This is a genomic window from Salmonella sp. SAL04162 (assembly GCF_046551535.1).
GTDB classification, from domain to species: domain Bacteria; phylum Pseudomonadota; class Gammaproteobacteria; order Enterobacterales; family Enterobacteriaceae; genus Salmonella; species Salmonella enterica.
This window is the reverse complement of the sequence record NZ_JBGDVX010000001.1, coordinates 529,249-551,001: the sequence shown is the minus strand read 5'-3', so window position 1 is coordinate 551,001 and position 21,753 is coordinate 529,249. Positions and strand designations below refer to the sequence as shown.

Annotated in this window: 15 protein-coding genes, 2 tRNA genes and 4 other RNA genes; 11 read left to right on the top strand and 10 right to left on the bottom strand. The window is 50.7% G+C overall.

Translation table 11 applies throughout. From position 1 onward, the window contains the following. Positions 1–8: 8 nt before the first annotated feature. Positions 9–1,640 (bottom strand): oligopeptide ABC transporter substrate-binding protein OppA, encoded by a 1,632-nt coding sequence (gene oppA / locus ACLJRH_RS02965; RefSeq protein ID WP_023223272.1) that lies wholly within the window; start codon positions 1,638–1,640, stop codon positions 9–11. 776 nt (positions 1,641–2,416) lie between these two features. Further along, positions 2,417–3,064: a YchE family NAAT transporter gene (locus ACLJRH_RS02960; RefSeq protein WP_000615840.1), complete on the bottom strand. Its 648-nt coding sequence runs from the start codon at positions 3,062–3,064 to the stop codon at positions 2,417–2,419. A 475-nt stretch (positions 3,065–3,539) separates the two neighbouring features. Here ACLJRH_RS02960 and adhE point away from each other — a divergent pair, with 475 nt between their 5' ends. Then, on the top strand, positions 3,540–6,218 hold the full coding sequence (gene adhE, locus ACLJRH_RS02955) for a bifunctional acetaldehyde-CoA/alcohol dehydrogenase (RefSeq protein WP_000301678.1): 2,679 nt from the start codon (positions 3,540–3,542) through the stop codon (positions 6,216–6,218). Between the two features lie 196 nt (positions 6,219–6,414). On the opposite strand, the gene tdk is transcribed toward adhE, so the two are convergent. Next, positions 6,415–7,032 (bottom strand): thymidine kinase, encoded by a 618-nt coding sequence (gene tdk, locus ACLJRH_RS02950; protein WP_000068097.1) that lies wholly within the window; start codon positions 7,030–7,032, stop codon positions 6,415–6,417. A 662-nt stretch (positions 7,033–7,694) separates the two neighbouring features. On the opposite strand from tdk, the gene hns reads away from it, so the two are divergent. After that, positions 7,695–8,108 carry a histone-like nucleoid-structuring protein H-NS gene (gene hns, locus ACLJRH_RS02945; protein WP_001287383.1) on the top strand — a complete coding sequence of 138 codons (414 nt, stop codon included), beginning with the start codon at positions 7,695–7,697 and terminating at the stop codon, positions 8,106–8,108. Positions 8,109–8,239: 131 nt separating this feature from the next. Here hns and galU read toward each other — a convergent pair whose 3' ends face one another. From galU to rssA, 3 genes are all read right to left on the bottom strand, one after another. Further along, positions 8,240–9,148: a UTP--glucose-1-phosphate uridylyltransferase GalU gene (gene galU / locus ACLJRH_RS02940; protein WP_000729450.1), complete on the bottom strand. Its 909-nt coding sequence runs from the start codon at positions 9,146–9,148 to the stop codon at positions 8,240–8,242. A 202-nt stretch (positions 9,149–9,350) separates the two neighbouring features. After that, positions 9,351–10,364 (bottom strand): two-component system response regulator RssB, encoded by a 1,014-nt coding sequence (rssB, locus tag ACLJRH_RS02935; protein ID WP_000193432.1) that lies wholly within the window; start codon positions 10,362–10,364, stop codon positions 9,351–9,353. A 90-nt stretch (positions 10,365–10,454) separates the two neighbouring features. Continuing rightward, a complete protein-coding gene (gene rssA / locus ACLJRH_RS02930) occupies positions 10,455–11,360 on the bottom strand; it encodes a patatin-like phospholipase RssA (protein ID WP_001230575.1) in 906 nt (301 codons plus the stop codon). A 110-nt stretch (positions 11,361–11,470) separates the two neighbouring features. Between rssA and ACLJRH_RS02925 the strand changes: the two genes are divergently transcribed. From ACLJRH_RS02925 to ACLJRH_RS02885, 9 genes are all read left to right on the top strand, one after another. Beyond that, complete coding sequence (locus ACLJRH_RS02925; protein ID WP_001540172.1) at positions 11,471–11,929, top strand: YchJ family protein; 459 nt, start codon at positions 11,471–11,473, stop codon at positions 11,927–11,929. A 50-nt stretch (positions 11,930–11,979) separates the two neighbouring features. After that, on the top strand, positions 11,980–12,822 hold the full coding sequence (purU, locus tag ACLJRH_RS02920) for a formyltetrahydrofolate deformylase (protein ID WP_001191156.1): 843 nt from the start codon (positions 11,980–11,982) through the stop codon (positions 12,820–12,822). A gap of 170 nt (positions 12,823–12,992) precedes the next feature. Beyond that, positions 12,993–13,134: non-coding RNA, RtT sRNA (locus tag ACLJRH_RS02915), on the top strand. Positions 13,135–13,162: 28 nt separating this feature from the next. Further along, positions 13,163–13,247 (top strand) — tRNA-Tyr (locus ACLJRH_RS02910). A gap of 44 nt (positions 13,248–13,291) precedes the next feature. Further along, positions 13,292–13,423, top strand: a non-coding RNA gene (locus tag ACLJRH_RS02905) — RtT sRNA. Positions 13,424–13,457: 34 nt separating this feature from the next. Then, positions 13,458–13,542 (top strand) — tRNA-Tyr (locus ACLJRH_RS02900). A gap of 43 nt (positions 13,543–13,585) precedes the next feature. Beyond that, positions 13,586–13,717: non-coding RNA, RtT sRNA (locus ACLJRH_RS02895), on the top strand. 44 nt (positions 13,718–13,761) lie between these two features. Next, positions 13,762–13,892: non-coding RNA, RtT sRNA (locus ACLJRH_RS02890), on the top strand. Positions 13,893–14,008: 116 nt separating this feature from the next. Next, positions 14,009–14,563: an AAA family ATPase gene (locus ACLJRH_RS02885; RefSeq protein WP_001088482.1), complete on the top strand. Its 555-nt coding sequence runs from the start codon at positions 14,009–14,011 to the stop codon at positions 14,561–14,563. A gap of 167 nt (positions 14,564–14,730) precedes the next feature. On the opposite strand, the gene narI is transcribed toward ACLJRH_RS02885, so the two are convergent. The 4 genes from narI to ACLJRH_RS02865 are packed head-to-tail and all read right to left on the bottom strand — an operon-like array spanning position 14,731 to position 21,393. Continuing rightward, complete coding sequence (narI, locus tag ACLJRH_RS02880) at positions 14,731–15,408, bottom strand: respiratory nitrate reductase subunit gamma (protein ID WP_000545592.1); 678 nt, start codon at positions 15,406–15,408, stop codon at positions 14,731–14,733. After that, entirely contained in the window at positions 15,408–16,118 is a 711-nt protein-coding gene (gene narJ / locus ACLJRH_RS02875) for a nitrate reductase molybdenum cofactor assembly chaperone (protein WP_023137496.1), read from the bottom strand. Before narJ ends, narI begins: the two co-directional genes overlap by 1 nt. Next, positions 16,115–17,653: a nitrate reductase subunit beta gene (gene narH, locus ACLJRH_RS02870; protein WP_023137497.1), complete on the bottom strand. Its 1,539-nt coding sequence runs from the start codon at positions 17,651–17,653 to the stop codon at positions 16,115–16,117. Before narH ends, narJ begins: the two co-directional genes overlap by 4 nt. Continuing rightward, positions 17,650–21,393: a nitrate reductase subunit alpha gene (locus ACLJRH_RS02865; protein WP_000032890.1), complete on the bottom strand. Its 3,744-nt coding sequence runs from the start codon at positions 21,391–21,393 to the stop codon at positions 17,650–17,652. The genes narH and ACLJRH_RS02865 overlap by 4 nt, the downstream gene beginning before the upstream one ends. Positions 21,394–21,753 lie beyond the last annotated feature (360 nt).

Genomic DNA, 21,753 nt, shown 5'->3' with positions numbered 1-21,753 from the left:
TCTTGCCATTAATGTTTGATAATATATAAGTTTTTCACATAAATATTATCCAGCGGGTCTTTACCGGTATACCCGCCCACCCAGGGTTTCACCAGGCGCGCGTTAACGTAGTAATACACCGGCACAATAGCCGAGTCTTTATCTAACTGCTGCTCCGCTTTAGCGTAGAGTTCGCTGCGCTGCATATCGTCCGCTACTTTCAGCGTGTCGGCAATCAGCTTATCAAACGCCGGGCTCTTATAATGCGCGGTATTATTTGAACTGTCGGACAACATGGTATTCAGGAACGAGGTCGGTTCATTATAATCTGCGCACCACCCGGCTCTGGCGACATCAAAGGTGCCCTGATGACGGGTGTCCAGGAAGGTTTTCCATTCCTGATTCTCCAGATTCACATTGACACCCAGATTTTTCTTCCAGATAGACGCCACGGCAATGGCCAGTTTTTTATGCAGATCGGAGGTGTTATACAGCAGGTCGAATGTTAAGGGCTTATCCGCCGTAAAGCCGGCTTCAGCCAACAATTTCTTCGCTTCTTCATTACGCTTTTGCTGGGACCATTTGAACCACTCAGGCTCTACCAGTTTTGCGCCATCGGTATACGGCGGCGTGTAGCTATAAGCGGGTAAATCGCCCTGATTTTTAACCTTATTAACAATAATGTCGCGATCTAACGCCAGTTTCAGCGCGGTACGCACGCGGACATCGTTAAACGGCGCTTTTTGATTATTAATTTCGTAATAATAGGTACACAAATAAGGGTCTACGCGGACTTCATTCGGGATCTCTTTTTTCAGTTTCTGGAATAATTCGATCGGCATATTGTTATAAGTCATATCGATCTCGCCGCTGCGGTAGCGGTTGACATCCGTCACCTCCGAAGAGATAGGCAAATAAGTTACCTGATTGATGACGGTTTTGGCGTTATCCCAGTATTGCGGGTTACGCTCCAGCACGATACGTTCGTTCACCACCCAGTTTTTTAACTTATAAGCGCCGTTAGTGACAATATTGGCTGGTTGCGTCCATTTATCGCCAAATTTTTCGACCGCTGATTTCGGTACAGGAGACACTGAAGGGTGGACCAACAATTTGTAGAAATAAGGCACCGGCTCACTTAAGGTCACTTCAAAGGTGTGATCATCAAGCGCTTTTACCCCCAGATCGGTGGCGGGTTTTTTACCGGCGATAATGTCATCGATATTAGCGATATGACCGTATTGCAGATAGCTGGCGTACGGCGATGCCGTATTAGGATCGGCCAGGCGTTGCCAGCTATAAACGAAATCATGGGCGGTGACAGGCGTACCATCTGACCATTTCGCATTTTCACGTAGATGGAATGTCCAGACTTTAAAATCTTTATTTTCCCATTTTTCCGCGACGCCCGGTGAAGGATGCCCCTCGACATCACTAATTAATAAGCCTTCAAAGAGATCACGGCTGACGTTCGATTCCGGCACGCCTTCAATTTTATGCGGGTCGAGAGACTGCACTTCTGATCCATTATTACGTACCAACGTTTGCTTGTCGGCTAACTGAACACCGGCGGGCACGTCTGCCGCAGTCGCGGCGCTGGCGGCGATGAGCGCAGTGAGTATTCCCGCTGCAATCAAACTTTTTTTCGTGATGTTAGACATTGTGTTTGTACTCCACTCATTATAATTACTGGTTTTTACCAGCCTGTTTAATCCCGTCAGGGCTCCTGTACAGCACTGGTGGTGTACTGCCAGGTCTGTCACTGCTTTTGCTATCACCGACTTTATTTATTCTGACGATTCGTTCGATCGCCTTTCGTCGATTCGGTATACGACGTACCTGCCCACGTCGCACGTTATTTCTGACAACCATGTAAATGAAAATAGTTATCAACAATGTGAAATCTTCTGCAAAATGTTTGGCCGAAAAGTATCAAATGCGTTTCTGAACCGCCAATTCATTTTACAATTTTGTTAACCAATTCTCTTTTATGGAAAATTTCCTGCCCAGAAAAACAGTTAAAGAATGTTAAAAAGCTTTAATTTATTATTTATAATCAATAACTTGAAAGAAAACCACCTCGCTGTCACATCGTAGGATATACCTGCGCCAGAAAACACACACAAATTTAACAAATGCTCATTATTTAGCACATTCATCTACGATGGAGCTGAAACAACTAATAACATTTCAATAATCCTTCATCAAGCCCCAGAGTATGGTGTGAATAAAATAACAGACCTACCGCTTCTCACGGACTCAGTAATGTTGATAATAGTTTGATTAATAAAAATAAATATCGTTAGATTATATTAGTATTTTTTATCATTAAAATGCTGAATGCTTATCAAAGTAAGAAGTGTTACGTGGGAATGTCACTGGAAATGTCACAAGGCGGCTCCCTTAGGGCACCGCCTGTAAATCAACAGGTGGGAGTTTAGTTGAGCAAGCCGGGGAAAATGCCTTTTATTCCTGTGACAATAAATTCTATGCCGAGCGCCATTAACAACAACCCCATGATTCGGGTAATAACGTTGATACCGGTTTGCCCCAGCAAACGAACCAGCCACGGCGCCATACGGAACACGCCCCAGCAGCAAAGCGCAAAAAGCGCAATGGCAACTGAAAAACCAAGCAAATGCGCGATACTGTGATAACGCGTCCCCCAGACGATAGTGGAGCTAATCGCCCCTGGCCCCGCCATTAACGGCAGCGCTAACGGCACAACGCCAATGCTCTCGCGTATGGCCGTCTCTGACTTTTCTTGCTTGTTTTGTTTATCTTCCCCCAGCTTCCCGCTGATCATCGACATTGCAATGGTGACAACCAGGATACCGCCCGCAATTCTGAACGAATCAATAGAAATACCAAACAGCTGCAGGATGCCATCGCCGAGGAATAAGGAACTCCACAAGATAATCGCGACCGACAGATTCGCGGTGAGGTTAGTTTTATTACGCGCCGTGGCCGTCTGGTAGCTGGTCATGCTGATGAAAACGGGGATAATCCCCACCGGGTTAACCAGCGCAAAGAGCCCGATAAAGAACTTAAAGTAAACAGGAAAATCAAAAAGCGGTTGAATCACGGTTAGCTCCGAAGCGTTAGCCGGATGAAGTCAATGTTCGTTAATGATCAAAACGCGCAGAAGATACGCCTTTTATTCGCATAGTTCACCTCTTATCTACACCTAATTTCATCCATTCATCGCTGTTATTTAATGTACTCGTTATGCTAATCCACTTACTCTTCATGACAACGATTTCTTAACAATTTACATAAAAGGCTAAAATGGCCTGCTGAAAGGTGTCAGCTTTGCGTAATCTTGATTTAGATCACACAATCGCTACTCAGAAGTGAGTAATCTTGCTTACGCCACCTGGACGTAACGCGTTAGAGTTAAATGATACTAACGCAGAAGCTCTTTTAGTAAATCAGAGCGAAACGGACGTTAAGTAACCACCTGAATTTCAGGCATTTATACAAAGTATCGTCGATCTGTCTATACTCACGTATCGCGCAGATGATTTACTAAAAAAGTTTAACATTATCAGGAGAGCATTATGGCTGTTACTAATGTCGCTGAACTTAACGCACTCGTAGAGCGTGTAAAAAAAGCCCAGCGTGAATATGCCAGTTTCACTCAAGAACAGGTCGACAAAATCTTCCGCGCCGCCGCTCTGGCAGCCGCTGATGCCCGCATTCCGCTGGCCAAAATGGCCGTCGCCGAATCCGGTATGGGTATCGTGGAAGACAAAGTGATTAAAAACCACTTCGCTTCTGAATATATTTACAACGCTTATAAAGATGAAAAAACCTGCGGCGTGCTGTCTGAAGACGACACCTTCGGGACCATCACCATTGCTGAACCTATCGGCATTATTTGCGGTATCGTTCCAACCACTAACCCGACCTCTACCGCGATCTTCAAATCGCTGATTAGCCTGAAGACCCGTAACGCCATCATCTTTTCTCCGCATCCGCGCGCTAAAGAAGCAACCAACAAAGCGGCAGACATCGTTCTGCAAGCGGCTATCGCTGCCGGCGCGCCGAAAGATCTGATTGGCTGGATCGATCAACCTTCCGTAGAACTGTCTAATGCGCTGATGCACCACCCGGATATTAACCTGATCCTTGCGACGGGCGGTCCAGGCATGGTTAAAGCAGCATACAGCTCCGGTAAACCTGCTATCGGCGTAGGCGCAGGCAACACCCCGGTTGTCATTGATGAAACCGCTGATATCAAACGCGCTGTGGCGTCTGTTCTGATGTCTAAAACCTTCGATAACGGCGTAATCTGTGCTTCTGAACAGTCTGTTGTCGTTGTTGATTCCGTCTATGATGCCGTTCGCGAACGTTTCGCCAGCCACGGCGGCTACATGCTGCAGGGCCAGGAGCTGAAAGCGGTTCAAAACGTTATCCTGAAAAATGGCGCTCTGAACGCCGCTATCGTTGGTCAGCCAGCCTACAAAATCGCTGAACTGGCAGGCTTCTCCGTACCAGAAACCACCAAGATTCTGATCGGTGAAGTTACGGTCGTTGATGAAAGCGAACCGTTCGCACACGAAAAACTGTCTCCGACTCTGGCGATGTATCGTGCGAAAGATTTCGAAGAAGCGGTAGAAAAAGCAGAAAAACTGGTCGCTATGGGCGGTATCGGTCACACCTCCTGCCTGTACACTGACCAGGATAACCAGCCAGAACGCGTTGCTTACTTCGGTCAGATGATGAAAACTGCGCGTATCCTGATCAACACCCCGGCCTCTCAGGGTGGTATAGGTGATCTGTACAACTTCAAACTCGCACCTTCCCTGACGTTGGGTTGTGGTTCCTGGGGTGGTAACTCCATCTCTGAAAACGTTGGTCCGAAACACCTGATCAACAAGAAAACCGTTGCTAAGCGAGCTGAAAACATGTTGTGGCACAAACTTCCGAAATCTATCTACTTCCGCCGTGGCTCTCTGCCCATCGCGCTGGATGAAGTGATTACTGATGGCCACAAACGTGCGCTCATCGTGACTGACCGCTTCCTGTTCAACAACGGCTATGCAGACCAGATCACCTCTGTGCTGAAAGCGGCTGGCGTTGAAACCGAAGTCTTCTTCGAAGTTGAAGCCGACCCGACGCTTTCCGTTGTTCGCAAAGGCGCTGAGCTGGCTAACTCCTTCAAACCAGACGTGATCATCGCGCTGGGCGGCGGTTCCCCGATGGACGCCGCGAAAATCATGTGGGTCATGTACGAACATCCGGAAACTCACTTCGAAGAACTGGCGCTGCGCTTTATGGACATCCGTAAACGTATCTACAAGTTCCCGAAAATGGGCGTGAAAGCGAAAATGATCGCCGTCACCACCACTTCCGGTACCGGTTCTGAAGTCACACCGTTTGCGGTTGTGACCGACGATGCAACCGGTCAGAAATATCCGCTGGCTGACTACGCCCTGACCCCGGATATGGCGATTGTCGATGCCAACCTGGTGATGGATATGCCGAAGTCCCTGTGTGCGTTCGGTGGTCTGGATGCGGTAACTCACGCCCTGGAAGCTTACGTTTCCGTACTGGCTTCTGAGTTCTCTGACGGTCAGGCTCTGCAGGCTCTGAAACTGCTGAAAGAAAACCTGCCGGCGTCTTACCACGAAGGGTCTAAAAACCCGGTTGCGCGTGAACGTGTTCACAGTGCAGCGACTATCGCCGGTATCGCGTTTGCCAACGCCTTCCTCGGTGTATGTCACTCCATGGCGCACAAACTGGGCTCTCAGTTCCACATTCCGCACGGTCTGGCGAACGCCCTGCTGATTTGTAACGTTATCCGCTACAACGCGAATGACAACCCGACCAAGCAGACCGCTTTCAGCCAGTACGATCGTCCGCAGGCACGCCGTCGTTACGCTGAAATTGCTGACCACCTGGGCCTGAGCGCGCCGGGCGACCGTACCGCCGCTAAGATTGAAAAACTGCTGGCATGGCTGGAAAGCATTAAAGCTGAGCTGGGTATTCCTAAGTCTATCCGTGAAGCAGGCGTGCAGGAAGCTGACTTCCTGGCACACGTTGACAAACTGTCTGAAGATGCCTTCGATGACCAGTGCACCGGCGCTAACCCGCGTTATCCGCTGATCTCCGAACTGAAACAGATTCTGCTGGATACCTACTACGGTCGTGATTTCACCGAAGGTGAAGTTGCAGCGAAGAAAGACGTCGTTGCCGCACCGAAAGCAGAGAAAAAAGCGAAAAAATCCGCTTAATTCGTTATCTGCTTTAGCATGACAATAACGGCCTCAATTGAGGCCGTTTTTTTGTTTTACCTGTTTACCTGATGCCTGAAGGCGCTATGCTGATCATCTGGCCTACGTGCTCACGGCACGCGCTTCGTCAGGAGGCCTGAATAATGACCTCCAAAGCGCTACAGGGCGTTTTATAAGCCGATCTTTACCTCAGGTATCATATGTGCCGATGACGCTCCTGAATCGCCGTCAGTGAGCCCTCCTCCAGCGCGTCCTTATAATGCTTACGGCAAACTGAAACGTAGCGTTCATTCCCGCCAATAACCACCTGTTCGCCTTCGTTATAAGGCCTGCCGTCCTGATCAAGTCGCAGAACCATACTGGCTTTACGACCGCAGAAACAGATAGTTTTTAATTCCACCAGCTTATCTGACCATGCCAGCAAGTATTGGCTGCCGACAAAGAGCTCCCCACGAAAGTCTGTTCGTAGCCCATAGCAGAGTACTGGAATATCTAATTTGTCGACAACCTCGGATAATTGATAAACCTGCTGGCGAGTCAAAAACTGGCTTTCGTCGACTAACACGCAATGTATTGTCTGCCGCGCGCTCTCGGCACGAATCTCTTCAAACAAGGATGTATTTTGGTTAAACAATTTTGCCGGCGACGACAAACCGATACGAGAGCTGACTTTGCCTGCGCCGAAACGATCGTCGATTTCCGCCGTATATACGACGGTACGCATCCCGCGTTCCTGATAATTGTATGAAGATTGCAGCAGTGCAGTCGACTTACCCGCATTCATTGCCGAATAGTAGAAATATAGCTGTGCCATTGGTCGCAGGACCTCACCTGAGTGAAATAAAGATTGGCGGGATTGTACCATAATTTACCGACGCGACGGCGCGGCTCGCGCTCCGGTGAGTATTAAGAATTGTACAAACATCGCTCACTATACCCAAAATAATTCGAGTTGCTTAAAGGCGGCAAGGGAGTGAGTCCCCAGGAGCATAGATAACTATGTGACTGGGGTGAGCGAGCGTAGCCAACACATAAGCAACTTGAAGTATGAAGGGTATATACACATTCCTTCACAAATTATGCCGTTAAAATTCATCAACAATGCTTATCATCACCCGCCAATATGAAAACCTTGTACTTATTGTTACCGTTACTCATACCCGGTGCAAAGTAATAGGGTTTTCTTGTAAGGAAATCTAATACAAGAGATTGATATCTCAGCAATGAGATCGTATTTCATCATGATAAAATGTGACCTGACTCCTAAATTTTTAGCGACAGACGGTGAGTATCCCCCCTGCCAATAAGCTCTTTTTTGTGCGGCGCCTCAAGGAAAATTTAAGTTGAGATAATTAAAACGTGTGCTTAATAAAGCGTAATTTTGAATTCCTTACATTCCTGGCTATTGCACAACTGAATTTATCGCTCTATTATTAGCTCAACAAACCACCCCAATATAAGTTTGAGATTACTACAATGAGCGAAGCACTTAAAATTCTGAACAACATCCGTACTCTTCGTGCGCAGGCAAGAGAATGTACTCTGGAAACGCTTGAAGAAATGCTGGAAAAATTAGAAGTTGTCGTTAATGAGCGTCGTGAAGAAGAAAGCGCTGCTGCTGCTGAAGTGGAAGAACGCACTCGTAAACTGCAACAGTATCGTGAAATGTTAATTGCCGACGGCATTGACCCGAATGAACTGCTGAATAGCATGGCTGCCGCTAAATCCGGCACCAAAGCTAAACGCGCAGCTCGTCCGGCTAAATATAGCTATGTTGACGAAAACGGTGAAACTAAAACCTGGACTGGCCAGGGTCGTACACCGGCTGTAATCAAAAAAGCAATGGAAGAACAAGGTAAGCAACTGGAAGATTTCCTGATCAAGGAATAATTTACTTCCTGGATGCTTAAAATCCCGCCGCTGGCGGGATTTTTTTTGCCTGAGTTCTCCGCTGACGACCCCGGGCATAAAAAAAGCGCCGGATTTACCAGCGCTTCTGTTAAAAAATTTATAACGTATCGTTACTTCTTAATACCCATTTCTTCTTCAAGCCAGGCTTTAAATTCAGCACCCAGCGAATTATGACGGATGCCATATTCAACGAATGCCTGCATATATCCTAACTTATTACCACAGTCATGGCTTTTACCCTTCATGTGGTAGGCTTCAACCGTTTCTTTTTCGATCAGCATATCGATAGCATCGGTCAACTGAATTTCATCCCCGGCACCCGGAGGGGTTTTCGCCAGCAACGCCCAGATATCCGCGCTCAACACATAACGCCCGACAATCGCAAGGTTAGACGGCGCGACATCCGCTTTTGGTTTTTCAACCACGCCAACCATCGGCACACTTTCGCCCGGCGCCAGCTCGACGCCTTTGCAATCTACCACGCCGTATGCAGTCACATCTTCTACCGGCTCAACCATAATCTGGCTATTGCCGGTTTCGTCGAAACGGCGGATCATTTCAGCCAGGTTATCCTGAGACAGGTCGGACTCATATTCGTCAAGAATAACGTCTGGCAGAATAACAGCGACAGGTTCGTTTCCGACAACGGGATGCGCGCACAATACGGCATGGCCCAGGCCTTTTGCCAGCCCTTGACGTACCTGCATAATAGTGACATGCGGAGGGCAAATAGACTGGACCTCTTCCAGAAGCTGACGCTTAACGCGTTTTTCCAGCATCGCTTCCAGCTCAAAACTGGTATCAAAGTGGTTTTCAATAGAGTTTTTAGACGAGTGCGTCACAAGCACGATTTCAGTAATGCCAGCAGCGATACATTCGTTCACGACGTACTGAATTAATGGCTTATCAACCAGCGGCAGCATCTCTTTCGGGATAGCTTTGGTCGCTGGCAGCATCCTGGTTCCCAATCCCGCGACCGGGATAACGGCTTTTTTGACTTTCGAATTAAGGGCAGCCATTTAAAATTCTCCTGGACTGTTCATGTATTGAACGTGTTCATTAATCTGTATCGTGTTCCAGTATATCAGTACCAGAACAAGCCTCAGGTCCAAAAAGGACTTATATTGGTATAATTAAGACAAATACTTATAAATCTGCCGCAGATAGTAACACTCGTCGGGAAAGGCAGGTAAAGCAATTTCCGCTCACTCTTCCGTTTGGTCATTCCGCAGACAACATCAATCGCAGACGCCCTCCTGCGCCCCATATTTGACACTGCCATGAGTCGCAACGCTGGCTTAATTGGTTAAGGTAGGCGTTACCCAATGTTCCTAGCGGCACGCCGCTGCTAATTTGAACCTGATGAGCGCCCGTATTTAAGGTGGCGTTCAATCCGGCGGAGACGAGAATCAAATTTTTGAGCTCACTGTGATAGTAGCCGACAAATAGCGGGAATTGCCCAGGTAAATTGGCTTGTCTGAGCAGATGATTTACCTGTTTTAATAGCGCGCCTAACTCCGGTAAACGGTGCTTTTGTTGGCCGAGCTGATCCTGCAATAAGCCGTTAAATAGCGCTCGCAGCAACAATGCGGCTAACACGCCGTTATCGCCCGCCCGGGTGACATCCAGGCAATAAAATGCCAGTTCGTTATCAGATAGCGGCGCAATATCCAGCACCAGTCCAGGCTGATCGGCGGAGACGAGCTGCCGGTAATTAATGCGGCAATGAGAAATCACCTGCTGTACCGGGGGCTGCAATTCCTGCAACAATTGCGCTGCGGCGGTCGGATTACTCACCATTGCATCCCAGTCACGAAACAGGCGTTCTTCTTCTTCAACCCGCGAGTTAAACATATTAGGGTATAAGCAAGCGAATACGGTTTCCCGCAAGCGGTTGAGATCTTTTACCGGCTTCAGCAAGACATCTTCAACCCCAAGGCGTAACGCTTTGGCGATATCCGCCATATTTTCTGTTGCGGAAATAACCAGAATAGGCGTCTGGTCTCCGCGATTACGTAAGTTTTCTACCAGTTTGAGACCGTTCATTCTCGGCATAGCGATATCACATATCATGAGATCAGGGGTAAAACGCCCCATCAACTCCAGGGCATCCACCCCGTCGCCTGCCAATGCCGTTGTCGCTCCCAAAGAGGAAAACCACGAATCCAGAAGCGAGCGAAATACAGGCTCGTCTTCAACAATAAGAATCTGTTTTCCGACCAATGGCTGCGTCATGTTCTCTCCCCTGACTGGCTTTAATCAATAGTGGCATGGTATTGCCGCTTGCGCCTGTCAGAATTTGCTTAAGTGATCGTAAAAGGTACATTAAACGTCGGTACGCACCAAGGGTATAAGTTCGTCCATCTTTTTCTCTACGGCTAACTGACCCGCCGCAATAGCGGCATGGGCGCGATGAAAATCCAGCGTAGAGATTTGCGGACAGAATGGTTGAATGAGAATATCAGGCGGATCGCCAGCCATACGGTTACGTTTAAGACGATTTTCCAACACCTGAATGGAGGTTGTCATGATTTCCATTGCCCCAGGCGAACTCACGCCACGGCGTGAAGTCAGGCTACTGAAACGTTCTTTTAAACGCTTATGCCAGGGCAGCGCATCATCGCTCTCTTCATTGATATTCCCGACATTTACAGAGAGCAAATCTTGCTGCATGAGGTGGGCATCATGTTGCAGATCTACCGCAATAACGATATCAGCCCCTAGCGCCCTGGTTAACGAAACAGGTACCGGATTAACGACTGCGCCATCTACCAGCCAGTAACCGTTATGTTCAACCGGAGACATCAGCCCTGGCATACTGCACGACGCGCGTACGGCAAGGTGTAGATCGCCTTCAGTAAACCATAGCTCTCGTCCCGTGCTAAGATTCGTCGCGACCGCGCCAAAACGTCTTGAACAGTGGTCAAAATCCGTGACGGGCATAATATCCCGATAGTGATTAAATACACGTTCGCCGCGAAGCAACCCTCCTCTGCCCCAGGATACATCCATCAGGCGTAAAACATCCCAGTAGCGGAATGAACATACCCACTGTTCAAGCGCCGATAATTTATTACAGGCATACGCGGCGCCGACCAGTGAACCTATTGAGCATCCCGCAACGATATCAATATCAATGCCTGTTTGCTTGAGGGCTTTGATGACCCCAATATGAGACCATCCTCTCGCTGCGCCAGATCCCAGCGCCAGCCCTATTTTCATTTTTCTCATCGTACTTAACGACTTCCCCTGGCTTCAAGACGTAGCAACATCGCCACTGCTCAGTTAACATAATGCCACCCTGGCGTTCAACGCCGTTTTTTATATTCAGGGAGATTATTGTGTCTCAGCCTTGTCCCTGTGGTAGCGCTGACGAGTATAGCCTATGTTGTGGTCGTATTGTGTCCGGAGAACGAGTAGCACCCGATCCGTCACATCTCATGCGCTCTCGTTACTGCGCTTTTGTGATGAAAGACGCAGATTACTTAATTAAGAGCTGGCATCCAACCTGCAATGCGGCCGCGTTTCGTGATGATATCATCGCCGGATTTGCCAATACCAGGTGGCTCGGCCTGACTATTTTTGAACATACCTGGTCAGAAGCAGAAAATACAGGGTATGTTAGTTTTATCGCGCGCTTTTCCGAACAAGGGAAAACCGGGGCGATTATCGAACGCTCTCGTTTTATCAAAGAAAACGGTCAGTGGTATTATATTGACGGTACCCGCCCGCAGTTGGGTCGAAATGATCCCTGCCCGTGCGGTTCAGGCAAAAAATTTAAAAAGTGCTGCGGCCAGTGATGCCTGACAGTATCGATACAACAAACACTCTCAACAGGATTTTTCCGGCAATGCAATCACTACAACGTAAAGTTCTGCGTACTATTTGTCCCGATCAAAAAGGCCTTATCGCGCGGATTACCAACATTTGCTATAAGCACGAGCTTAATATTGTGCAAAACAATGAATTTGTGGACCATCGCACCGGACGCTTTTTTATGCGGACCGAGCTGGAAGGCATCTTCAATGATTCCACTCTTCTGGCCGATCTGGACAGCGCCTTACCGGAAGGCTCTGTTCGTGAACTCAATCCCGCCGGACGCCGTCGGGTAGTGATTCTGGTTACCAAAGAGGCGCATTGTCTGGGCGACCTGCTGATGAAAGCCAACTATGGCGGGCTGGATGTTGAAATCGCTGCGGTCATTGGCAACCATGAAACGTTACGCTCGCTGGTTGAACGTTTTGAGATTCCTTTCGAACTGGTCAGCCATGAGGGATTAACGCGTGAAGAGCATGACACGAAGATGGCGGACGCCATTGATGCTCATCAACCGGACTATGTGGTGCTGGCCAAGTATATGCGTGTTTTGACGCCAGGTTTTGTGGCGCGCTTTCCGAACAAAATTATCAATATCCACCACTCATTCCTGCCGGCATTTATCGGCGCGCGCCCTTATCATCAGGCCTATGAGCGCGGCGTGAAAATCATCGGCGCTACCGCGCACTATGTGAATGATAATCTGGATGAAGGCCCAATCATTATGCAAGACGTGATTCACGTCGATCACACTTACACCGCAGAAGATATGATGCGTGCCGGGCGCGACGTTGAGAAAAACGTATTAAGCCGCGCGCTTTATCAGGTTCTGGCGCAGCGGGTCTTTGTTTACGGCAATCGGACGATTATTCTTTAATCGTCAGTAATATGAATTGATTAGCTTTAATCCGTTACGGATGAAAAGTACGCAAACAGTTCATTTCAGGCAAAGGAATGCTTTACAGCGGCGTGTCATTTGATATGATGCGCCCCGCTTCCTGAAAGGAAGCAGGCCAGTATTAAGCATTACCCCGTGGTGGGGTTCCCGAGCGATCATAAGGGAGCTGACTGCAAATCTGCCGTCATCGACTTCAAGGTTCGACTCGAGCAATAGTGAGAGAACGTTGCCGCAGGCAACGGCCCGAAGGGTGAGGAGCTTTAGCTCCGAATAATCCTTCCCGCTATAGAATGCAAGCAGCATAATGAATTTACCCCATGGTGGGGTTCCCGAGCGGCCAAAGGGAGCAGACTGTAAATCTGCCGTCATCGACTTCGAAGGTTCGAATCCTTCCCCCACCACCATTATTCACTACAGCGATGTAGTTAACTCGATGAGCAATGCAGAAGTTTGCACTTGTCGGGGAAGGGTGAGAACCTTCGATTAAGGTTCGACTCGAGCGAAAGCGAGAGAACGTTGCCAACGGCAACGGCCCGTAGGTTGAGGAGCGAAGCGACGAATAATCCTTCCCCCACCACCATCTTCAAGCTTTACCTACAATTTGAATTACCCCTGGTGGGGTTCCCGAGCGGCCAAAGGGAGCAGACTGTAAATCTGCCGTCATCGACTTCGAAGGTTCGAATCCTTCCCCCACCACCATCACTTCCGTCGCGTATCTTATCCCCGTTAAGCACAGTGCCTTATATCTCTCTGTACGGGAAGGATGAGAAGCTTCGACTAAGGTTCGATTCGAGCGAAAGCGAGAAAGCGTTGCCGCAGGCAACGACCCGAAGGGCGAAGCGCGCAGCGCTGAGTAATCCTTCCCCCACCACCATCACTCTCGTCGCGTATCTTATCCCCGTTAAGCACACTGTCTCATATCTCTCCGTACGGGGAAGGATGAGAAGCTTCGACTAAGGTTCGATTCGAGCGCAGCGAGAAAGCGTTGCCGTAGGCAACGACCCGAAGGGCGAAGCGCGCAGCGCTGAGTAATCCTTCCCCCGTCATCCGCTGCTGAACACATCTATTCCAAATCACGTCATTCACATCCGAAAACCGCTGCCTTCAGATCTTTTTCAACACCTACCCCCAATTTCCTCACTACAAATGCATAAAGGCTATTGCTATGAATTCACGCATTATCATTACTGGCGGGCCCAGCGCGGGTAAAACTACGCTGATTACGGCTCTGGAAAAAAGTGGTTTCCACTGTCAGCCCGAATCCGGGCGTGCTGTTATCAAACAACAAATGGACATAAACGGCGATGCGCTGCCGTGGCGTTCTCCGGCGCGATTTGCAGAAGCCATGCAGGCAATGGATATTAATGCCTGGTATCAGGCCGAACAGTCCGATCGTCCCCTCTTCTACGACCGTGCGCTGCCGGATATTGCAGGCTATCTCACGCTGGTGGGCGAACCAATACCCAACCGGTTACATCGTGCTATTAACCAATTTCGCTATGCCACTGACGTTATTATTCTCCCGCCATGGAAAGCGATATATAAGCAGGATAACGAACGAACACAATCGTGGGAGGAAGCGGTACGGACATATGAGGCAATGAGAGAAATATATCCACGTTATGGTTATCGGCTCCACTTGTTGATGCCTGCATCAATTCAGGAGCGCGTAAATCGGCTTCTGGGGCTTATTAACGTCATATTACCCAGCCGAAAATAAGGCACCGAGCGGTTCAACGTGTGCTTATCCCCGCTCACGCAGGGAAAAATGGGCAAGAAGTGCGAAAAAACGGGCAGGAAGTCAGCCTCCATGCCCGTGCTATTTTTTTCTGCTATATTGCTGAATACATCTCAGTATTACAGTGACTTAAGCTTGTCAATGCACAATCAGTGACGTGCACGTACAATCTGGTATTTGCGGGTCAGATACTCGACCGGCACGCTCCAGATATGCACCAGGCGCGAGAATGGGAATAACAGGAACAGCGTCATCCCCAGTACCAGGTGCATACGGAAGATAAAGGCTACACCGTCCAGATGTGCGGATGCGCCACCGTGGAAGGTCACAACTGACTGCGCCCACCCGACCAGCTTCATCATTTCACTCCCGTCCATATGCTGGGCGGAGAACGGAATGGTCAGCAGACCCAGCGCGCACTGAATCACCAGCAATGAGAGAATCAAAATATCTGCGGCGGTAGTAGTGGCGCGGACACGTGGGCTAAACAGGCGACGCTTGAGCAGTAAAATACCGCCAACCAGCGTCAGCACGCCGCAGGCGCCGCCGGCAATCATCGCCATCTTCTGTTTCACGTCGACCGGCAGAAAAGCTTCATACATCCAGTGCGGCGTTAACATGCCCAGGAAGTGACCGGCGAAAATACCCAGAATCCCAATGTGGAACAGGTTTGACGCCAGGTTCATTCCTTTGCGATCCAGCATCTGACTGGAAGCCGCCCGCCAGGTGTACTGGCCGTAGTCGTAACGTAACCAGCTACCGATCAGAAATACCGATCCGGCAATGTACGGGTAGATATCAAAGAAGAACATATTCAGGAAGTGCATTAGTGCTGTCCTCCGGTGGTGATATTCAGATATTGCGGCGCCACGGCACCGGCAAAACGACGCTGGTGAGCGGAGATCTCCGACTCGCCACACCCCTGATCGGCGAAGAATTTCACCTGTTCTTCTTCCCAGACCGCATCCAGAGCCTGTGGGGTATCATCACGTGCTTCATTCGCAATTTTTTCAGCCACTTTATCGCTGTCGATAACGGTATTCGCCAGTTTTAACAGCAGATCGAACAGCACCGCATAACGGTTGTCACGCTGTTGCAAACGTGCGCTTAGCAGCGCCAGAATCGGCGCGATATCCTGTAATCCCCCTAACGCTTCGCTTTTCGGCAATTGCGCAAGGTATTCCAGATACAGCGGCAGATGATCGGGAAGTTCGCGGCTGTCGAGCTGCAAACCGTGCTGTTCATACTGTGCCATCAGGTCAACCATCGCCTGACCGCGATCGCGGGATTCCCCGTGTACATGTTCAAACAGCAGCAGCGATGTGGCGCGACCACGGTCAAACAGTTCACTGTAGGCGGCCTGTACATCCAGCATGTCCTGCGCGGTTAAATCGCGCAGGAAAACGCCCAGAGCCTGGGCATCCTCTTTATCCAGGTTCTCAGATGACGCGAGTGCATCGAAAAGTTCCTGCTGATGCTGCCACAGGGCTGCATCCGGGTACTCGAGCAGACGCGAAACAATGACGAGTTCAATCATGCGTGCGGCTCCGTTTTGCTGGTCACATCAACAGCGTCGATGCGGCGGCTGTTGAACAGATTGAATTTGGTATCAGACCCGTGGCAACCATCGCCGAAGGTAAAGCCACAACCGCTTTTCTCCGGGAATGCGTCACGCGCCAGTTCACGATGGCTGCTCGGCACCACGAAACGATCTTCATAGTTGGCAATCGCCAGATAACGATACATTTCCTGCGCCTGGGCTTCGCTTAAACCCACCTCTTCCAGCGCGCGGGTATCCACTTTACCGTCTACGGTTTCCGCACGTTTGTAGTGACGCATCGCCAGCATGCGTTTCAGCGCCAACAGTACCGGCTGAGTGTCGCCAGCGGTCAACAGATTCGCCAGGTACTGAACCGGGATACGCAGACTGTCTACATCCGGCAGAATACCGTTGCTGCCCAGTTCACCCGCGTCGGCGGCAGACTGAATCGGCGACAGCGGCGGCACGTACCAGACCATCGGCAGCGTGCGGTATTCCGGATGCAGCGGCAGCGCCAGCTTCCAGTCCATCGCCATTTTGTACACTGGCGATTGCTGCGCCGCATCGATCACGCTCTGCGGCACGCCGTCCTTCAGCGCCTGTTCAATGACAGCCGGATCGCTCGGATCGAGGAACACGTCCAGTTGACGCTGGTACAGATCTTTTTCGTTTTCCGTACTGGCGGCGCTTTCAATGGCATCTGCGTCATACAGCAGTACGCCAAGATAACGGATACGGCCCACGCAGGTTTCGGAGCAAACGGTCGGCTGACCAGCTTCGATACGCGGGTAGCAGAAGATGCACTTCTCGGACTTGCCGCTCTTCCAGTTGAAGTAAATTTTCTTGTACGGGCAACCGGTGATACACATCCGCCAGCCGCGGCACTTGTCCTGGTCGATCAGCACGATGCCATCTTCTTCACGCTTGTAGATAGCCCCACTCGGGCAGGTCGCCACGCACGCCGGGTTGAGACAGTGCTCGCACAGGCGCGGCAGATACATCATGAAGGTGTTTTCGAACTGGCCGTACATCGCCTTCTGCATGTTTTCGAAGTTCTGGTCTTTGGCGCGTTTTTCGAACTCGCCGCCCAGAATCTCTTCCCAGTTTGGCCCGCTGGTAATTTTGTCCATCCGCTGGCCGGTAATCAGCGAGCGCGGACGGGCAATCGGCTGCGCTTTGCTGCCTTCCGGCGCGGTATGCAGGTTCTGGTAGTCGTAATCAAACGGCTCGTAGTAGTCGTCGATGCCCGGCAGATGCGGGTTAGCGAAGATTTTACCCAGCAGCAGCGCCCGGTTGCCTATGCGCGGCTGTAGTTTGCCGTTGATTTTGCGGATCCAGCCGCCTTTCCATTTTTCCTGATTTTCCCAGTCATTCGGAAAACCAACGCCAGGCTTACTTTCTACGTTGTTGAACCACGCGTATTCCATACCTTCGCGACTGGTCCAGACGTTTTTACAGGTGACTGAACAGGTATGACAGCCGATGCACTTATCGAGATTCAGCACCATGCCGACTTGTGAACGAATTTTCATTTTACGCTCTCCTGTACCTGGTCATTGCCTTCGCCATCCAACCAGTTAATGTTCTTCATCTTACGTACCACCACAAACTCATCGCGGTTGGAGCCGACGGTACCGTAGTAGTTAAAGCCGTAGGCTAACTGCGCATAGCCGCCGATCATATGGGTCGGTTTCGGCGTAATGCGCGTCACCGAGTTATGAATACCGCCGCGCTGCTGGGTAATTTCCGACCCCGGCAGGTTTACGATACGTTCCTGCGCGTGGTACATCATGGTCATGCCCGCCGGTACACGCTGGCTGACCACTGCGCGTGCGGTCAATGCGCCGTTACTGTTGAAGACTTCGATCCAGTCGTTATCTTCAATGCCCAGATCTTTGGCGTCGGTTTCGCTCATCCATACAATCGGGCCGCCACGCGACAAGGTCAGCATCAACAGGTTATCGCTGTAGGTCGAGTGGATACCCCATTTCTGGTGCGGCGTCAGGAAGTTGAGCGCCTTCTCCGGATTACCGTTGGATTTACGCCCCATCACCGCTTTCACCGAGCGGGTGTCGATCGGTGGACGATACACCAGCAAACTTTCGCCGAAGTCGCGCATCCACTGGTGATCCTGATACAACTGTTGGCGGCCAGACAGCGTACGCCATGGAATCAACTCGTGAACGTTGGTATAACCGGCGTTATAAGAAACGTGCTCATCTTCCAGACCAGACCAGGTCGGGCTGGATATAATTTTGCGCGGCTGGGCCTGAATATCGCGGAAGCGGATTTTCTCTTCTTCTTTATTGGTTGCCAGATGCGTATGGTCGCGACCGGTAAACTCGCTCAGCGCCGCCCAGGCTTTCACCGCCACCTGACCGTTGGTTTCCGGCGCTAACGTCAGGATCATCTCTGCCGCGTCAATCGCCGTGTTGAGCATCGGCTGGCCTTTCGCCGGACCGTCCGCTTTGGTGTAATTGAGCTTACGCAGCAAGTCCATTTCGCTCTGCGTGTTCCAGGCAATCCCTTTCCCGCCGTTGCCGATTTTCTCCATCAGCGGGCCGATAGAGGTAAAGCGTTCGTAAGTCGCTGGGTAATCGCGCTCGACGGTCATGATGTGCGGCGCGGTTTTCCCTGGAATCAGGTCGCATTCACCTTTTTTCCAGTCTTTCACGTCCAGCGGCTGCGCCAGTTCAGCGGCAGAATCGTGCTGGATCGGCAGCGTCACGACGTCAGTCTCTTTACCCAGGTGGCCTACACAGACTTCGGAGAATTTCTTCGCAATGCCTTTGTAGATTTCCCAGTCGCTTTTCGATTCCCAGGCCGGATCTACGGCGGCAGACAGCGGATGAATAAACGGATGCATATCCGAGGTATTCATATCGTCTTTTTCATACCAGGTGGCGGTCGGCAGTACGATATCGGAGTACAGGCAGGTGCTCGACAGGCGGAAGTCCAGCGTCACCACCAGATCCAGTTTGCCGTCCAGGCCATTGTCACGCCACTCCACTTCTTCCGGCTTCACACCGCCCTGTTTACCCAGATCCAGCCCCTGAATACCATGCTCAGTACCCAGCAGATATTTCAGCATGTACTCATGGCCCTTACCGGAAGACCCAAGCAGGTTAGAACGCCAGATGAACAGGTTACGCGGGTGGTTTTTACCGTTTTCCGGCTGCTCGGCGGCAAAGCGAATCGAACCCTCTTTCAGGGATTTGACGGTATAATCTACCGGCGTCATACCGGCTTTTTCCGCTTCACGCGCAATATACAGCGGGTTGGTGCCTAACTGCGGTGCCGACGGCAACCAGCCCATACGCTCGGCGCGCACATTGAAGTCAATCAGATGACCGCTATAGCGGGATTTGTCCGCCATCGGCGACAGTAACTCCTCGGCGGTCACCGTCTCGTAGCGCCACTGGCTGGAGTGGTTATAGAAGTAAGAGGTGCTGTTCATGTGACGCGCCGGACGCTGCCAGTCAAGGGCAAACGCCAGCGGCTGCCAGCCGGTCTGCGGACGCAGTTTTTCCTGGCCGACGTAGTGCGCCCAGCCGCCACCACTCTGACCAACGCAACCACAGAACACCAACATATTGATCAGCCCGCGATAGTTCATATCGAGGTGATACCAGTGGTTCAGACCGGCGCCAACGATAATCATTGAACGCCCGTGCGTTTTGTCCGCGTTATCGGCGAACTCCCGTGCGATACGGATGATCTGCGCCCGCGGCACGCCAGTGATCTGCTCGGCCCATGCTGGCGTATACGCTTTGGTATCGTCATAACTGGCAGCACAATTTTCATCGTTCAGGCCGCGTTCCAGACCATAGTTCGCCATAGTCAGGTCATACACGGTGGTGACTAACGCTGAAGAACCATCGGCCAGTTGCAGACGTTTAACCGGCAATTTATGCAGCAGGACGTTATCCAGCGCCACATGATTAAAGTACTCTGAACCTTCGCCGCCGAAATACGGGAAGCCCACGTCAGCAATCTCATCCTGGCTGCCCAGCAAGCTGAGCTGCAATTCAGTTTCTGCACCGGTAGTCCCGTCGCGCTGTTCGAGGTTCCATTTGCCTTTTTCGCCCCAGCGGAAACCAATTGAACCGTTTGGCGCCACCATTTCACCGTTGCTGTTAATGGCGACGGTTTTCCATTCCGGGTTATTTTCCTGCCCCAGCGAATCAACGAGATCGGCAGCGCGCAGCATACGACCTGCGGCATAATAACCATCACGCTCTTCAAGCATCACCAGCATTGGCATGTCGGTATAGCGACGGACATAATCGGTGAAGTACTGGCGCGGGTTGTCGAGGTGGAACTCGCGCAGCATGACGTGGCCCATCGCCAGCGCCATCGCCGCATCGGTCCCCTGCTTCGGCGCCAGCCACAGATCGCACAGTTTGGCGATTTCAGCATAGTCCGGCGTCACCGCGACGGTTTTAGTGCCTTTGTAACGTACTTCGGTAAAGAAGTGGGCATCCGGCGTACGGGTTTGCGGCACGTTAGAGCCCCAGGCGATAATATAGCTGGAGTTGTACCAGTCAGCGGATTCCGGCACGTCGGTCTGCTCGCCCCAGGTCTGCGGGGAGGCTGGCGGCAGGTCGCAGTACCAGTCGTAAAAGCTCAGGCAGGTACCGCCAATCAGCGAAAGATAACGTGCGCCGGAAGCGTAGGAAACCATCGACATCGCCGGAATGGGTGAGAAGCCCGCGACGCGGTCAGGGCCATAGGTTTTCACGGTGTACACGTTGGAGGCGGCGATCAGCTCGTTCACTTCCTGCCATGAGGAGCGAACAAAGCCGCCACGACCACGCGCCTGTTTGAAGCTTTTGGCTTTATCGGCATCTTCAATGATGGAGGCCCATGCCTCTACCGGATCGCGATGCAGTTTTTTCGCCTCGCGCCACATCTTCATCAGACGTTTGCGCATCAGCGGATATTTCAGTCGGTTAGCGCTGTAGAGATACCAGGAGTAACTTGCCCCGCGCGGGCAGCCGCGAGGTTCATGGTTTGGCATATCAGGACGGGTGCGCGGGTAATCGGTTTGCTGTGTTTCCCAGGTCACCAGACCATTTTTGACATAAATTTTCCAGCTACAAGAACCGGTGCAGTTCACCCCATGGGTTGAGCGCACAATTTTGTCATGCTGCCAACGTTGGCGGTATCCGTCCTCCCAGTCCCGGTTTGTTTCGAGAAGCTGGCCGTGCCCATCGGCAAAGGTTTCGCCCTTCTGCTTGAAGTAGCGAAACCGGTCCAGGAATTTACTCATCGGGTTTCTCCTGTGTGGAACCTTACGGCTCTCTGATAAATCGACATTGCTTAACTAAGGGCGAAGGTAACGCGCTGAATGGGCGTGAGAATTGATAACGATCAAGGCGGACAGGGATGCAAATGGCGCGCAAACCTTCTACATACTCCTTTTGGAGGAGGAATTTTATTTATATATCTTATTGATTTAAATGTATAAAATTAAATTTACGCACGACGTAAATGTTAAATTTTCAACAAGTGGGTATTAAGGGGTATCCCCGTGGATGACCGATAAAAATGTGCGTGGTCAGCCCTGTCGCGCCTCTCTTCTTGACTATAAGTATGTTGTAACTAAATGCGGGTAAAAAAAAGCGCGGTC